At 73.0% G+C, this 14,959-nt stretch carries 8 protein-coding genes; 4 read left to right on the top strand and 4 right to left on the bottom strand.

All coding sequences use genetic code 11. The features are described 5' to 3' along the window. Positions 1 to 110: 110 nt before the first annotated feature. The 3 genes from ACSHV8_RS21480 to ACSHV8_RS21470 form a co-directional block, all read right to left on the bottom strand. A complete protein-coding gene (locus tag ACSHV8_RS21480; protein ID WP_436535529.1) occupies positions 111 to 410 on the bottom strand; it encodes a 2TM domain-containing protein in 300 nt (99 codons plus the stop codon). Positions 411 to 499: 89 nt separating this feature from the next. Next, positions 500 to 3,430: an ATP-binding protein gene (locus tag ACSHV8_RS21475; RefSeq protein ID WP_436535528.1), complete on the bottom strand. Its 2,931-nt coding sequence runs from the start codon at positions 3,428 to 3,430 to the stop codon at positions 500 to 502. Positions 3,431 to 3,472: 42 nt separating this feature from the next. After that, positions 3,473 to 4,276, bottom strand: a complete 804-nt coding sequence (locus ACSHV8_RS21470; RefSeq protein ID WP_436535527.1) for an alpha/beta fold hydrolase — start codon at positions 4,274 to 4,276, stop codon at positions 3,473 to 3,475. Positions 4,277 to 4,379: 103 nt separating this feature from the next. On the opposite strand from ACSHV8_RS21470, the gene ACSHV8_RS21465 reads away from it, so the two are divergent. After that, on the top strand, positions 4,380 to 7,475 hold the full coding sequence (locus ACSHV8_RS21465) for an ATP-binding protein (protein WP_436535526.1): 3,096 nt from the start codon (positions 4,380 to 4,382) through the stop codon (positions 7,473 to 7,475). A 2-nt stretch (positions 7,476 to 7,477) separates the two neighbouring features. Beyond that, positions 7,478 to 10,525 carry an ATP-binding protein gene (locus tag ACSHV8_RS21460; protein ID WP_436535525.1) on the top strand — a complete coding sequence of 1,016 codons (3,048 nt, stop codon included), beginning with the start codon at positions 7,478 to 7,480 and terminating at the stop codon, positions 10,523 to 10,525. Here ACSHV8_RS21460 and ACSHV8_RS21455 read toward each other — a convergent pair. After that, on the bottom strand, positions 10,512 to 13,031 hold the full coding sequence (locus tag ACSHV8_RS21455; RefSeq protein ID WP_436535524.1) for an FAD-dependent oxidoreductase: 2,520 nt from the start codon (positions 13,029 to 13,031) through the stop codon (positions 10,512 to 10,514). The genes ACSHV8_RS21460 and ACSHV8_RS21455 overlap by 14 nt on opposite strands. A 239-nt stretch (positions 13,032 to 13,270) precedes the next feature. Here ACSHV8_RS21455 and ACSHV8_RS21450 point away from each other — a divergent pair, with 239 nt between their 5' ends. Then, positions 13,271 to 13,783 (top strand): hypothetical protein, encoded by a 513-nt coding sequence (locus ACSHV8_RS21450; RefSeq protein ID WP_436535523.1) that lies wholly within the window; start codon positions 13,271 to 13,273, stop codon positions 13,781 to 13,783. 408 nt (positions 13,784 to 14,191) lie between these two features. Continuing rightward, complete coding sequence (locus ACSHV8_RS21445) at positions 14,192 to 14,953, top strand: DUF4241 domain-containing protein (RefSeq protein WP_436535522.1); 762 nt, start codon at positions 14,192 to 14,194, stop codon at positions 14,951 to 14,953. The last annotated feature ends 6 nt before the right edge of the window (positions 14,954 to 14,959 follow it).

Here is a 14,959-nt window from a genome sequence, read left to right as displayed (position 1 = left end):
CCCCTAGGTCGACGTGCGGGCCGGCCGCGCCGGCACCTCAACCTTGGGAGAGGTCATTGAACTATCACGGACCTGCTCTGGACGGCGACTGAACGCCCGGAGCCCCTCGTTCAGTGGCCCGGTGAGCCCTTGATGCGCTCGACCTCACGCGCGATTCGGGCCTCGTCGATGCCGGCGCCCGAGTACACCGCCCAGGCGTGGAACACCAGGCCGGGCCCCCAGCCGAGGATCGACCACAGCGGCCAGAAGAACTGGTCCCGGGTGTAGGCGAACCAGACGACCACCTGGATGACGTTGGCCATCATGTAGGTCAGGGCATGAACCTGCAGGCCCCGCTTGAGGTGCAGGCGCCGGATGGCCTGGGCCCGTACCGGATCGGGTTCGATGTCTTGCGAGGGTTTTTTATACATCTCTGCTCCTGATTTCTTGCGGGGAGATCGGATATCCGCAAAAGGTAGGAGCGCCTACTGAACGCGTTCTGGACCGGATCTGGACGTTCTTACCAGGACTCCAGGAATCGGGTGGCGCGGTCGGCGAACAGGTGGGCCCCGCGCTCGGCCGAGAGTTCCCGGGCCTGCTCGGCGACCGCCCGGACGGCCTCGACCGGTTCGCCCGCCGCCCGCATCACGCGGGCCCGGTTGAGCCGGATCAGGCCTTCCGGGTAGCGCTGGCCGTGGGATTCGAGGAACCGGTCGGCCCGGTCCAGCGCGTCCGCGGCCTCGCCCGGTGAACCGGCGGCCAGCCACATCTCGGCCAGCAGCCCGTACCAGGTGGCCACGCCGGAGCGCGGCGGGTCGAGCAGCGCCACGCCGATGAGCCGTTGTGCCTCGGTCGCCGCCGCGGCCGGGTCGTTCCCGGTCACCGCCCGCGCCCAGCACCGGGCCAGCCGCTGGTAGCCGCCGAGGAACACGTACGTCATGTCCGGGTCGGCGGCGATGCCCCGCTCGGCGGCCCGCAGCGCTTCGGCCGGGTCGCCGGCGAGGGCCGCGACGGTCACCGCGAACGCCGCCCAGACGGTCAACGGGTACGAGTCGTCACCGGCGGCCGCCTCCAGGGTGGCGAGCAGCTGCCGGGCCCGGTCCACGTCCCCGGCCAGGGCGGTCATCAGCGCCAGCATCACCGGCGACAGCAGTTGCAGGTCGCGGCGCAGCGGATCCTCGGACCGGTCGGCCAGGTCGTCGAGCACGGTCCGGTTGGACTGGCTGAGGTACCGGTAGGCCTCGCCGATGTCACCGATGTCCCACTGGTGGATGCCCCACGAATGCAGACCGTAGGCCCGCACGACCGGATCGTGCGACACCTCGCCCTGCTGGCGTAGCCGCCGGGCCAGCCGGCCGGCCCGGTCCAGCTGGATGCCCTGCGAGTGCGCGGCCCATCGGGAGAACAGCAGGTCGGCCGCTTCCCGTTCGCGGCCGAGCCGGCGGGCCAGTTCCTCGGCGCGTTCCAGCAGGTCCAGGGCCGAGCCGACGTACCCCGAGCGCATGCCGACGACGGCGGTGAGCTCGGACAACGCCGCCAGCTCGGATTCGTCGAGCCCGGCCGCGCGGGCCACGTCGGCGGCGGCCCGCAGCTGCCACTCGGCGGCCTCGAACGCGGACTTGCCGGCGGCCCGGCGACCGGCCCGGATCAGCGCGTCCGAGGTGCGGGCCGGGTCGGCCAGCGGGCCGGCCGCCCACAGGTGGTGGGCGAGCCGCTCGGCCGACTCGTGACTCTCCAGGGCGTCGGCGATCCGCAGGTGCATCCGGGCGGCCGAGCGCGGGGGAGTGGTCTCGGCGACCGACTCGCGCACGATGTCGTGCGGGAACCGCACCAGGAACGGGTTGCCCGGCGCCGGTTCGAGCAACCCGAGCGCCTCCAGCGCCGACAGGTGACCCAGGCAGGTCGGCACGGTCAGGTCGGCGGCCCGGGCCAGCAGGCCGAGTTCGACGTTGCGGCCGATCAGCGCGGCGGCCCGCAGCAGGCCACCGGCCTCGTCGCCGAGCCGCGAGACCCGGTCGTCGACGACGTCGCGGACCGTGGCCGGCACGGTGGTGATGCTGCCGCCGGCGCCGAGGAACCGGGCCAGCTCGCGGACGAAGTACGCGTTCCCCCCGGTCCGGGCGTGGATGCCGCGGATCGTGCTGTCGTCGGCACCGCGCCCGAGTTCGCGGCGCACGAGTTCGGCCACCTCGGCCGGGCCGAGCGGCCCGAGCCGGATCCGGCGGTACCCCGGCGCCCGGCTGACCGCGGCCAGCAGCCGGGCCAGTTCCGAACCGGGGGCCGGGGCCCGGTCGCGCAGCGCGCCGATCATCACCACCGCGCCGGGCAGCCGGGCGGCCAGGTGGGCGAACATCTGCAGCGAGGCCACGTCGGCCCACTGCAGGTCGTCGACGATCAGCAGCACCGGCTGCCCGGCCGCGACCTGCGCGATCACGGCGACGCCCTGTTCGAACAGGCGGAACTGCGAGCCGCTGTCGGGCAGGATCGGCCCGGCCGGGACCCCGTGGTGGGGTTGCACGAGCCGGCCCAGTTCGCCGTCCCGCCACCGCTCGCGGGCCGGCGGCGGCAGGCTGTCGATCAGGGTGCGGACGGCCTGCACCCACGGCCACATCGACGGCGTCCCGTCGCCCTCCAGGCAGCGGCCCCACACGACGTACGCGTCCTGCCGCCCGGCCGACGCGGCGATCTCCTCCAGCAGGCGCGTCTTGCCGGCGCCCGGTTCGCCCTCCACGACGACGACGGCCGTGCCGCCGCCGAGCCCGGACTCCACCGCCTGGCGCAACACGGTGAACTCCTCGACCCGCCCGATCAGGCCGGCGCCCGGCCCCGTGGTGTCGCGGCCGGCCGCGGCCAGGGCGGTGGTCAGGCTCGCCCGGATCCGCGGATCGCCGGGTGCCATCCGTGCGGCCAGGCGCAGCGGGCCGAGCACCCGTTCCGGCCGGCCCCGGGGCACGGCCAGGTCGGCGGCGGTCACGCAGGCGCCGAGGAACTCCTCGTCGAGCGCCGCGAAGCTCGCCGCCCGGGGCAGACCGTCCGCGGCCGGCCCGTGCCACAACTCCAGCGCCTGCAGATAGCCGCCGAGGGCGTCGGCCGACTCCCGGGCCTGGTCGAGCCGCCGGCGGAACTCGACGGCGTCGAGCATGCCGGGCATCGGGCAGAACCGGTAACCGTCGCCGTGACGGACCAGATAGGACCCGGACTCGCGTGGGGCGAGCCCGGGCTCCAGCAGGCGCCGCAGCGACCCGACGTACTTCTGGATGGTGTTGAAGGCGCTGGCCGGGACGTCCGTCCCCCAGATCAGCTCGACGAGTTCGGCGACGCCGACCGTCTCACCGGACCGGGCCAGCAGGACCGCGAGAAGAAAGGCCTGCTGGGGTGGGCCGGCGTCCACTTCGGCCCCGTCACGCCAGATCCGCAGCGGGCCGAGCAGCTGCAGGCGTGGCCGCGTCATTCTGTGCACCCCCGCCTCCGATCATATGGGAGGCGGCCGAGGTCAGCGGACCGTCTCGCGGGCCGCTCTCTCGATGAACGCTGTCGTGACGCCCGGCTGCGAGACGAAGACCAGGTGCGAGGCGCTCCGGACCACCTGGACCTCGGCGCCGGCCCGCTGCGCCATGAACCGCTGCGCGGCCGGCGGGATGATCCGGTCGGCGCCGCTGATCAGGTCGTAGCTGCGGATCGTCTGCCACGCCTGCGGTCCGGACGCGGGCTCGCCCAGCGCCGCCCCGGATGCCGGGCGCTGCGTGATCGCGTACACCGCCGCCTCCTTGGCCGGGACGTCGCCCGCGAAGTTGGCCGGGAACAGCGCCGGGTCGATGTAGAGGTCGACCTGCCCGCCGGGCAGCGGCACCGGTTTCAGCGACTCACCCACCGTGCTGCCCGGGAACCGGTTGGCCAGCTGCTCCACGCTCTCCCCGGCCTGCGGCACGAACGCGGCCAGGTAGACCAGCGCCTTCACGTCCGGATCCCCGGCCGCGGCGGCCGAGATCACCGCACCGCCGTACGAGTGACCGACCAGCACGATCGGCCCCTCGACGCTGTCCAGCAGCGCCCGCACCTGCGCGGCGTCCGACGACAGCCCGCGCAGCGGGTTGGGCGCGGCCACCACCGGATAGCCGTCGGCCAGCAGCCGTCTGATCACCGCGGTGAACCCGCTGCCGTCCGCGAACGCGCCGTGCACCAGCACGATCGTCGGCTTCGGACCGGGCCGCCCGCCCGCGTACGCGCTGTCCGCGGTCACCGCGAACAGGCCGGCCCCCGCCATCGCGATCGCGGCCACCGCCACCCGCGTCCCCATTTTCCGTACCATTTCTCCCCCTTCGGCAAACCGTGGCCCGACGCTAGAAACCGGCTCTGAACGGCTACTGGATGCGACGGGAAGAGGACGATAGGGTTCGGCCGTGGCCGATCCCGTGCGCGGCGCTCTCCGCCTGCAGATCCTCGGCCCACTGCGGATCTGGCGCGACAACCTCGAGATCGACCCCGGTCCCCGCCAGCAGGCCGGTCTGCTGGCCGCACTGCTGGTCGTCCCCGACCGGCCACTGAGCACGGCCGAGCTGACCGGCCTGATCTGGGCGGGCGAGGCTCCGGCGACCGCACACAACATCATTCAGAAGTACGTCGGGTCGCTGCGTCACCTGCTCGAACCCGGCCTCGCGGCCCGCGAGCCCGGCTCGTACCTGCTGCGGCACGGCACCGGCTACCGGTTCCGTCCCGCACCCGGCGTCCTGGACCTGCTCGACTTCCGTGACCTCGTGGCCCGCGCGCGGCAGGCGAGCGGCGAGCGGGCGCTCGACACGTACGCCGAAGCCTTGGATCTTTGGCAGGGACCGGCGGTCACCAGCGCGCTGGACGACGAGTTCGTCACCACCTGTGTGGCCGCCGCCGAGATCGCCGTGGCGCTGGGGCAGCCCGACCGGGTGCTGGCGCATCTGCGCCGGGCCGCCGCGATGGCGCCGCTGCACGAGCCGGTGCAGGCCGGCCTGATCCTCGCCCTGGGCGCCGGCGGGCAGCAGGCCGGGGCGCTGTCCCACGTCGCGACCGTGCGCGAACGGCTCGCGGTCGAGCTCGGCATCCGCCCCGGCCCCGAGGTGCACGCCGCCCACCAGCGGGTGCTCACGCCGGCCCCGGATGCCGCCGAGGAGCCGACCGTGGCGACCGGCGCACTGGTCGGCCGGGTCAACGAGGCCAGAGTTCTGCGACTGGCGGTGGATTCCGCGCTCTGCGGCCGCACCGGCCTCGTCCTGGTCGAGGGCGAACCCGGCGTCGGCAAGACCCGCCTGCTCGAGGAGACCACCGTCCACCGTGACGCCCTGGTCGTCTGGGGCCGCTGCCTGGAGGGCGACGGAACCCCGTCGATGTGGCCGTGGACGCAGGTCATCACCGGCCTGCTCGACGCGCTCGCGCCGGCCGAGCGGGATCAGCGGCTGGCCGGCGAGCTCGGCCGCCTCGTGCAACCCGGGCACGGCGTGTCCGGCGGGCCACTGATGCCCGACAGCGGCGCCCAGTTCCGCCTGTTCGAGCAGACCGTCGACGTCGTCGCCCAGGTCACCGCCCGGCGGCCCGCCGTGCTCGTCGTCGACGATCTGCAGTGGGCCGACGAGTCGTCGCTGCGACTGCTCGGGCACATGGCGGCCCGGCTGCCCCGGGGCGCCGCGCTGATCGGCGCCCTGCGTAACCGGGCGCCCGTGCCGGGCTCGGAACTGACCCGGTTCCTGGCCGTGGCCGGCCGGGTGGCCGGTCACCGGCGCATCCGGCTCGGGCCCCTGGTCGCCGACGAGGTCGCCGAGCTGGTCCGCCGCGAGACCGGGCACAGCCCCAGCTCCGAGGTGTCGAGCCGGATCCATTCCCGCACCGCGGGCAACCCTTTTTTCGTACGGGAGTTGTCCCGCCTGCTCGCCACCGACCAGGGCGTCATCACCGCCGAGGCCGCCACCCGGGCCGAGGTGCCGGCGACCGTCCGTGATGTCGTACGCGATCGGATGTCCGGTCTTGATCCCGGAACCCTCGCCCTGTTGCAGATCGCCGCGTTCGCCGGCCGTGACGTCGAGGTCCGCCTGCTCGCCCACGCGGCCGGGCTGGACGCCCGCACCTGCCTGATCCGGCTGGAACCGGCCGAGGCGCTCGGCCTGCTCGACCCGGCCCCGGACGATCCGTTCTCGCTGCGTTTCGCGCACGATCTGGTCCGTGAGTCGGTCGTCGCCGTCACCCCGGCCGGCGCGGGTCCCGGGCTGCACCTGCGGCTCGCCGACGCCCTGGAACACACCGCGCCCGGGGCCACCCCGGTCGCCGAACGCCTCGCCCACCACCTGTGGTCGGCCGGCCCGCTGGCCGACCCGGGCCGGACCGCGGCCGCCCTGGTGCGGGCCGGCAGCAGCGCCGCGGCCAAGTCCGCGCTCGACGCCGCCGAACGACAGCTGCGCAACGCCATCCAGGTGGCCCGCACCGCGAACCTGGCCGACCTGGAACTGTCCGCCCTCAAACAACTCGCCGCCGTGGTCGGCATGCGCTCGGTGTACGGTGCGGCCGCCGCCCACGACCTGCTCGAACGGGCCGAACATCTGGCCCGCGGCCTCGGCCGGGAACGGGAAGCGGCCGACTTCCTGTTCTCCCGCTGGGCCGGATACGCCCAGAGCATCGAACTCGACCGTGCCGCCCCGCTCGCCCGGCGACTGTTCGAACAGGGTGAAGCGTCCGAGGACCCGACCATCAAGGCGTACGGCCTCAACGCCTGGGGCATCCACCAGTGGGCCGTCGGCAACGTCGGGCAGGGCGTGCGCCTGCTCAACCGGGCCGGCCGGACCCTGGCCGACTACGCGGCCCGCCGCGCCGACGATCCACTGCGCCACGACCTGCAGATGCTGCCCTCGGCGATCTTCGCCGAGATGACCGCCCAGCACGGCGACCTGGACACCGCGACGATGCTGCTCGACGCCCTCGAAGCGCTGGCCGGCGACGATCCGTACATGATCACGGTGTGGTCCTCGATGGCCGCGCGGACGGCGGCGAACGTCGGCGACCCGGTCCGGGCCCGGCACGCGGCCGAACGCGGCATCGCCGTCGACCCCGAGTTCACATTCGTCTTCCAGGGCACCTACCAGCGGCTGGCCCGGAACTGGGCGCTGGCCATGACCGGCCAGGACCCGTCCGGCGCGGCCGACCGGATGGAACAGCTGATCGTCACCAACCTGCTCGACCCGCCGCGCTCCTGCGTCGCCACCTGGTTCGCCCTGCTCGGCGAGGCCCACCTGGCGGCCGGCCGGCCCGACGCGGCGGCCGGCGCCCTGGACCGGGCCGGCTGGGCCCTGGACACCTTCGGCCAGCGCTATCCGGAAGGACTCGTCCTGCTGATCCGCGCCCGCCTGCTGCAGGTCCGCGGCGAACCGGTCGCCGTCGTACGGGCCGCCGCCGAACGGGCCCGGGCCCTGTCGGCCGCCCACGAGGCCCACCTGTACGCCCGCCGTGCCGAGGACCTGCTGCGAGATCTGGAGGTGTGAGGGTGCTGCGCGTCGACATTCTCGGACCGCTGCGTCTGCGGCGCGACGGCGTGGACGTCGACACCGGGCCGCGACAGCAGAGCGTGCTGCTCGGGTTGCTGCTGGCCCGGGCCGGCCAGGCGGTCGGCACCGACGAACTGATCGACCTGCTCTGGGGCGACGACGTCCCGGCCAGCGCCCTCAACGTCATCCAGAAGTACGTGGGCGCGCTGCGCCGGCTGCTGGAACCGTCCCTGCCGGCCCGGGCGAGCGGGTCGTACCTGCACCGCCGGGGCAACGGCTACCTGTTCGCCGCCGACCCCGCCGTCCTGGACCTCGCCGAGTTCCGTGACCTCGTCCACCGCGCCGAGCAGGTCACCGGCGGTGAGGCCCTCGACCTGTACACGCGGGCCCTGGCGCTGTGGCGGGGGCCGGCCGGCGACGGCCTGGCGGTCTTCGCCGGGCTCGACGACGAGTTCTTCAGTGTGTGCGTCACCACCGCCGGCCTGGCCGTCTCGCTCGGCCGGCCGGACCGGGTCCTGCCGCCGCTGCGCCTGGCCGCCGCGATGGCGCCCCTTCACGAACCGGTCCACGCCGCCCTCGTCGCGTCCCTGGCCGCGGCCGGGCACACCGCCGACGCGGGCACGGCGTACCGGCAGGTCCGGGCCCGGCTCGCCGACGAGCTGGGCATCGACCCCGGCCCGGCTCTGCGGGCCGCCCACCACCGGGTCACCGAACCGGCCGCGGACGGCCGCTCACATGTCGAATCCCTGGTCGGCCGGGCCGAGGAACTGGCCGTGCTGCGCCAGGCCACGCAGTCGGCGCTGGCCGGCGACACCGGGCTGGTCCTGATCGAGGGGGAACCGGGAGCCGGCAAAACCCGGCTGGCCGAGGAGGCGGCGGGCGAGGCCGATCGGCAGGGCGCCTGGATCGTCTGGGGCCACTGCCTGGAGGACGCCGGCACCCCGACGATGTGGCCGTGGACCCGCGCCGTCGAGACGATCCTCGACGGCCTGGCCGCGCCCGCCCGCGAGCGGTGGCTGGCCGGCGAACTCGGCCCCCTGGTCGACTCCTCCGGCGGCGTCGACACCCCACCGGCACTTCCCGACTCGGGAAGCCAGTTCCGGCTCTTCGAAACGGTGGTCGCCCTGCTCGCCCAGGTCGCCGCGAAACGGCCCGTGCTGCTGGTCGTCGACGACCTGCAGTGGGCCGACCTGGCCTCGCTGCGGCTGTTCGGTCACCTGGCCGGCCGGTTGCCCGCCGGGGTCGCGCTGCTCGGCCTGCTGCGCGACCGCGGACACGGGCCCGGCTCACCACTGTCCCGGCTGCTGGCCGCGGTCAGCCGGATCGCCGGTCACCGCCGGGTCCGGCTCGGCCCGCTCTCCGCCGCCGACGTCGCCGAGCTGGTGCGCCGCGAGACCGGCCGGGACCCCGGCGACGGGGTGACCCGCGGCATCCACGCCCGTACCGGAGGAAATCCGTTCTTCGTCCAGGAACTGGCCCGATTGTTGGCCGATGACGGCGTGGTCACCTCGGTGCCGTCGACGGTCCGCGACGTCGTCCGCGACCGGGTCTCCCGCCTCGACGACCAGGCCCGTGACCTGCTGCAGGCGGCCGCCCTGATCGGCCGGGAGGTCGAACTCGGCCTGCTCGCCCGGGTCGCCGCCGTCGACGCGCAGACCCTGCTCGACCGGATCGAACCGGTCGAGCAACTCGGACTGCTCGTGCCCGCCCCCGGCAACCCGTTCGCCCTGCGGTTCGCCCACGACCTGGTCCGCGAGTCGGTCGCCACCACCACCCTGCCGCACCACAAGACCGAGCTGCACCTGCGGGTCGCCGACGCCCTCGAAGCCACCGACACCAAGGTCGAGTCGGTCGCCGAACGCGTCGCCCACCACCTGTGGGCGGCCGGGCCGCTGGCCGACCCGGCCCGGACCGCCGACGCCCTGATCTGTGCCGGCCGGCGGGCGGCGTCCAAGTCCGCCCTCGAAGCGGCCGCGCAGCACCTGCGGTCGTCGGCCCAGCTCGCCCGTACGGCCGGGCATGCCGACCTTGAATTGACGGCGTTGTCCCTGTTCACCGCCGTCGTCGGGATGGGGCCGGGCTATGCCTCGACGAGTGATCAGCTGGAACGGGCCGAGCAACTGGCCCGCGAACTGGGCCGCGAACAGGAAGCCGTCAATTTCCTGATCTCCCGCCTGGCCGCCTACTGCCAGAGCCTGCGGCTCGACCGGGCCGAGCGGCTGGCCCGGCAGTTCCGGGAGCAGACCGCGGCGTCGGCCGACCCGATGCTGCGGGCCTACGGCCTGCACTCGTGGGCCATCTACCGGTGGGCCGTCGGCGACATCAGCGCCGCGGTCGACTATCAGAGCCGATCCGACCGTACGCTGCTCGAAGGCATCGACGGGTTCAGCGAGTACTCGCTGCGCCGCGACCTGCACCTGATGGCCGCCGGCATGCACGCCGAGATCTCCGCCCTGCACGGTGACCTCGACGCCGCCCGGCCGGTGCTCGACACGCTCGAAGCGGCCGGCGACGACCCGTACGCGATCACGCTGTGGGCCGCGTTCGCGTCGACCATCGCCGCCCTGGCCGGGGACCCGGACCGGGCGTTGCGCACCGCCGAGAAGGGGCTTGCCGAGGACCCCGGATTCTCGTTCGGCTTCTTCGGCGCCCACCTGCGGATGAACCGGTGCTGGGCCCGCGCGGTGACCGGCCGGGCCGCCGAGCAGGCCGCCGCCGAGGCCGAGGCCGTGCTCACCGCCAAACTGCTCGACCCGCCGCTCACCGGCCTGTCCACCTGGTACTGCCTGATCGCCGAGATGTGGCTGGCCGCGGACCGGCCGGACGCCGCCGCGGACGCCCTCGACCGCGCCGAGCGGGCCATCGGCACCTACGGCGAACGCTACGCGGAGGGCCTGCTGCTCCTGCTGCGAGCGCGGCTGCTGGCCGGGCGCGGCGCACCCGCCGCCGAGGTGCGGGCCGCCGCCGAGCACGCGCGGGCGCTGTCCGCCGAACGCGGTGCCCACCTGTTCGCCCGGCGCGCCGACGATCTGCTCAACGATCTATGACCAGGTCGCCGGTCGGCAGGGTCTGACAGGCCAGCCGCCACCCCTCGTCGAGTTCGGCGGCCGAGAACATCCCCCGGGTGTCGGTCTCGTACTCGCCCTTGACCACCCGCACCCGGCAGGTCCCGCACGCACCCTCCCCGCACGACTGCGGAAACGGAATCCGGGCCGTGTTGGCCGCGTCGAGAACCGTCCGCCCCGGCGGGCACCCGAACGACCCGCCGTCGGTCAGCGCGATCCGGTACTCGGTCACCCCGGCCTCCTGCGCGGCCCGGGCGACGGCGTGCGCCCGTTCCTGACGGGTCAGCCCGCTGCGGCCGGACACGAACGCCTCGGTGTGCACGACGTCGCGCGGCACCCCGAGCGTCGCGAGATGCCCGAGCAGGTCCTGCATCATCGGCGCCGGCCCGCACAGGTGCACCCGGGACACCCCGACGGCGAGCGGACGCAGCGCGTCGAGGCCGATCCGCCCCCGCCCGTCCGGCCCGCTGCTGAAGACCAGCACCACCAGCCCGGGCAGCCGATCCTTCAGTTCCTCCAGCTCACGCCCGAACGGAGGTTCGTCCCGGCAGCCGATCAGCAGCATGATCGGACCGTCGTGGCCGGCGTCGGCAGCCGAGGCCAGGACACTCATCAGCGGGGTGATGCCGACACCCCCGGCGATCAGCAGCAGCGTGCCGCGCTCGGCCGCGGCCTGCTCCGGCGACCAGGTGAACGTGCCGAACGGCCCGGCCACCCGCAACGCCTGACCGACCAGCAACTCGTCGTGCAGGAAGGGGGAGCCCAGGCCGTCCGCCTCCCGTTTCACCGCGATCTCGGCGAAACCGGCCGTCACCGGCCCGCTGCAGATCGAATAGGAGCGTTCGATCGGCTCGACCGCCACCGGCACCTCGACCTTCAGGTATTGCCCGGCGACGAACTCGAACGGCAGCCCACCGCCCCCGAGCGGTTCCAGACGGATCTTGCGGATCTCCGGGGTCAGCGCCTCGATCGCGGCCACCCGCAGATACCCTCGCCACTCACCGGCGGGCGGGGGCACCGGCTTGAGCAGAGCGCGCCACATCGCACCGGTCTGCCGGCCGCCGAGGACCGCGTTCGCCGCCATCAGGCCACCGGCCAGGGCACCGACCACCCCGGACCCCCAGGCGTCCTGCCCGGCCACGACCAGGCCTTTCACCGGCGTACGGGCGCCCGCGACCGAAGAGCGCAGTCGTTGCGGGGTCGCGGCCAGCCCGTAGAACGAGCCCCGGACACTGTGCTGATAGTTCTCGAACGTCAACGGCGTCGCCAGCTCGGCCACGTCCACGAGGTCCCGGAACCCCGGCCAGCGCTGCTCCAACCGGTCCAGCAGGCGTTCCGTCCACTCGGCCTTGACCTGCTCGTACCCATCCGGCCGCCCCCGCCACCGCTCCCACCGGGCCGGGTCGAGCAACTCCAGGATCTCCACGGTGTGGAACCGGGCCGCCGGATTGTTCAGCGACGCGAACGACACGTACAGCGTCCCGTCCGGCGAACCGTCAAGATCCGGCATGAACCAGTGGTTCTCCCCGCGCAGCCCGAACTCGGCCGGCGACCGCTTCAACCCGAGGAACAGCATGACCGCGGACGGCTCGGCCGGCAGATCCACCTCCCGCCCCATCAGCGCATACGTGTTCCGCACCCCCGCCGCCGACACCACCGTCGGAGCCGCCACCCGATATTCACGCCCGTCCGCCTGATCGACCACGTCCACCCCGGCCACCCGCCCGCGCTCCACGACGATGCGCCGCACCAGCTGCCGCGTCCGCACCTCCACACCGCGGGCGGCCAGAATCTCCAGCACCACCTCGTTGATCGCCTTCGGCCCACCCACCGGATGCGCCGTCCCGTCCAGGAAGAACGTCGTCGGCACCGCCGCGTGATACCCGAACGCGCTCCGAGCCGGCGGCGTCCCGTACAAACCCCACCGGGCCTGCAGAATCGCCCGCAACCGCGGATCGGCGACGCTGCGCTCCACCTCGTCCCGCAACGACCGATAGGCCGCCGGAAAAAGCCATTCAACACCTTTGAAACCCAATTTGCGTACGGGAGCAGACATCGACGACAGCACATTCCGCGCGGCGAGCCCCCGCATCGCCCGGCGCACCTTGCGGAAGTACCGCTCGATCGCCGTCGCCTCGCCGGGAAACATCTCCACAAGCCGAGCCTGAAACTTCTCCCGGGTCGCCGGCACGGTGAAGTCGAACCCGGGAAAATGCAGCACGTCGTAGTCGTCCGGCAGCGGCTGCAGCTGCACCCGCCCATCAGTCATGAAGTTCAGAAACGGCCCGGCATTGGCGCTGATGTAGTGCAGCCCGGTCCCGAACCGATACCGCCCGGCCCGCGAGAACTCGTGCGTCATCCCACCGGGGGTGTAGTGCTGCTCCAGCACCAGCACCCGTTTCCCACCGAACTGCGCCAGCATCCGGGCCGCCGCCAGCCCACCCATCCCCGACCCGACAACCACCGCATCGACTTCGTCCACCGTCATGCCGCGCAACCAACCCGAACCCTCTGAATTCCCTCTGAACGCCCCGCCCGGACCAGTCGCGTGACCTCGGCGTCCTGCCCGCGTTCCGGGCTTCTGGGCGGGAAGTCGCCAGTCCGAGTCGCACCGGTCACGACGGGCAGCGGCCCGGTTCGTGCCCGCTCGACAGCGGGCGCCAACTGGCACATCGAATGGTTGGAAGGCGGCATTCAGGCGAGTCGCCGAGTCGTAGGCTGCTTTTCGTGTTCGATCAAACGCTGCCGGCCCCGCTGGCCTCAGCGCTCGCCGCCGTCGACTACCGCCGACACGACTTCCAGCCGTTCGACGAGTTCGACTCGGCGGAGGAGGCCACCGAATGGTGGCGGCTGTGGACCGACAACGAGGATGCCGAGGCGCCGCCGCTCCGGCTCTTCGGCAAAAGCGGTTCCGGTGACCACGTGGCCATCTGGCTGCGTGACCCGGATGCGGTACCGGAAACTCAGCCGGTCGTGCTTCTCGGCTCCGAAGGCGAGCAAGCGGTGATCGCCCGGAACCTCGGCGACTATCTTCATCTGCTGGCCAGCGGGATCGGACCCCTGGGCCGCCCGGAACCGGTGGGTGAGCCGGTCCCGGAGCTCATTTCTCTCGCCTCCGGCAGCCCACGCTCGATCGAGACCATCGTCGCCGACGCCGGAAAACTCCAGCCCGACCTGGAGAAGTTCGTCGCCGAGGCCTCCTGGGGCCCCTTCGACGAGGACGACGAACCAGCCCAGTGAGGTTCCGGCTCACCTGCCCGATCGCGGCACCAGTCAGAGCAATCCTTCGCCGCGACCAAGAGACTTCTTCCGACGTCAAGGCTCGTACCGGGATCTCAAAGTCAGTTGACCAGCAAGCCGGTGGCTGCCGGTTGGGCCAGAGGTAGTCCACCTGGACGGCAGCGCGGCCAGCTGGTGGCCGACCCACACGTAGCCGCCCGGCCGGTCGATGACCGGATTTGGGTACGGCCACCCGAACTGCGTGCGTATCCGCTGGTCGCGGCACCTGCGCGCCGATTGAGGGCCGGCGTTCCTGAGTCGCCAGGGTGGGGTCGAGGTGCCGGTGAAACCGGGGAGCCACCTGGTTCTTTTTGATCTTGGGTGGTCGTATCCTTTGCCGCTGGTTGGCCAAGATCGTGAGGTGGGTGGATGGGCTGGAATCGGCGTGATGCGTTCAGGCTTGCTCTCGTGGCCGGCGCGGTCGACCTGGGCGGTTGTGACCGTCCCGCGGTTACGCCGCAGCAGAGTGCCGCTCCTCCCGGATACCCGTTGCCGGAGCAGACCGCCGGGCTTTTCCAGGACGGCAGCCGGCATCAGCTCGACAACGGGGACTGGGTGACCGCCACGACGAAGCCCGGCGGGACACTTCGCATGCCGACCGGCCGGTTGATCGCGGCCGACCCGACCTGGTTCGGGAATGCGGAGAACCTGAACGTCGTGCCCTACACCGTGACGGTGCCGGCCGGCTCCTATCCGGTGACCCTGGCCATGGTGAGCTGGCCGGATATCAGCCGGGTCGCCGCGGCGCGGCTCACCGTCGAGCAGTTGCCGATTCAGAGTTGGGAGATGGCGCTGCGGCCCGGTGAGGACCTGGCGGCGCTCGCCCCGGGTGAGGCGTACAACGTGGGGGTCGATGCCGGAACCATGGCGCTTCTCGACGAGGCCGCGTTCACCACCATGGCCCCGCTCGTCGACAGCGACCCGGCCCTGTTCGAGTTGAAGGCGCGCGACGAGCCGATCGAGGTGCCGGGGACCGGGCCGGGTGGCAACCTCATCGCTTTCGGCACCGGCTGGGGTGACGGCGGCTATCCGGTCTGGATCGGCCGCACCGCGACGGGAAGCGTCGGCTGTTTCATGGTCGACATGGCGATGCTCACCCGCAGCGGGTCGACGTCCCCGCTGCCCGGCTGAGCGGAG

It is taken from the genome of Actinoplanes sp. HUAS TT8, from assembly GCF_051380535.1.
Taxonomy (GTDB): domain Bacteria; phylum Actinomycetota; class Actinomycetes; order Mycobacteriales; family Micromonosporaceae; genus Actinoplanes.
This window is presented reverse-complemented; position numbering and strand designations above follow the sequence as displayed.

Bases quoted from the DNA above. Each gene is read 5' to 3' on its own strand.
- ACSHV8_RS21480 (WP_436535529.1), bottom strand. From the start codon at position 410: ATGTATAAAAAACCCTCGCAAGACATCGAACCCGATCCGGTACGGGCC.
- ACSHV8_RS21475 (WP_436535528.1), bottom strand. From the start codon at position 3,430: ATGACGCGGCCACGCCTGCAGCTGCTCGGCCCGCTGCGGATCTGGCGT.
- ACSHV8_RS21470 (WP_436535527.1), bottom strand. From the start codon at position 4,276: ATGGGGACGCGGGTGGCGGTGGCCGCGATCGCGATGGCGGGGGCCGGC.
- ACSHV8_RS21455 (WP_436535524.1), bottom strand. From the start codon at position 13,031: ATGACGGTGGACGAAGTCGATGCGGTGGTTGTCGGGTCGGGGATGGGT.
- ACSHV8_RS21445 (WP_436535522.1), top strand. From the start codon at position 14,192: ATGGGCTGGAATCGGCGTGATGCGTTCAGGCTTGCTCTCGTGGCCGGC.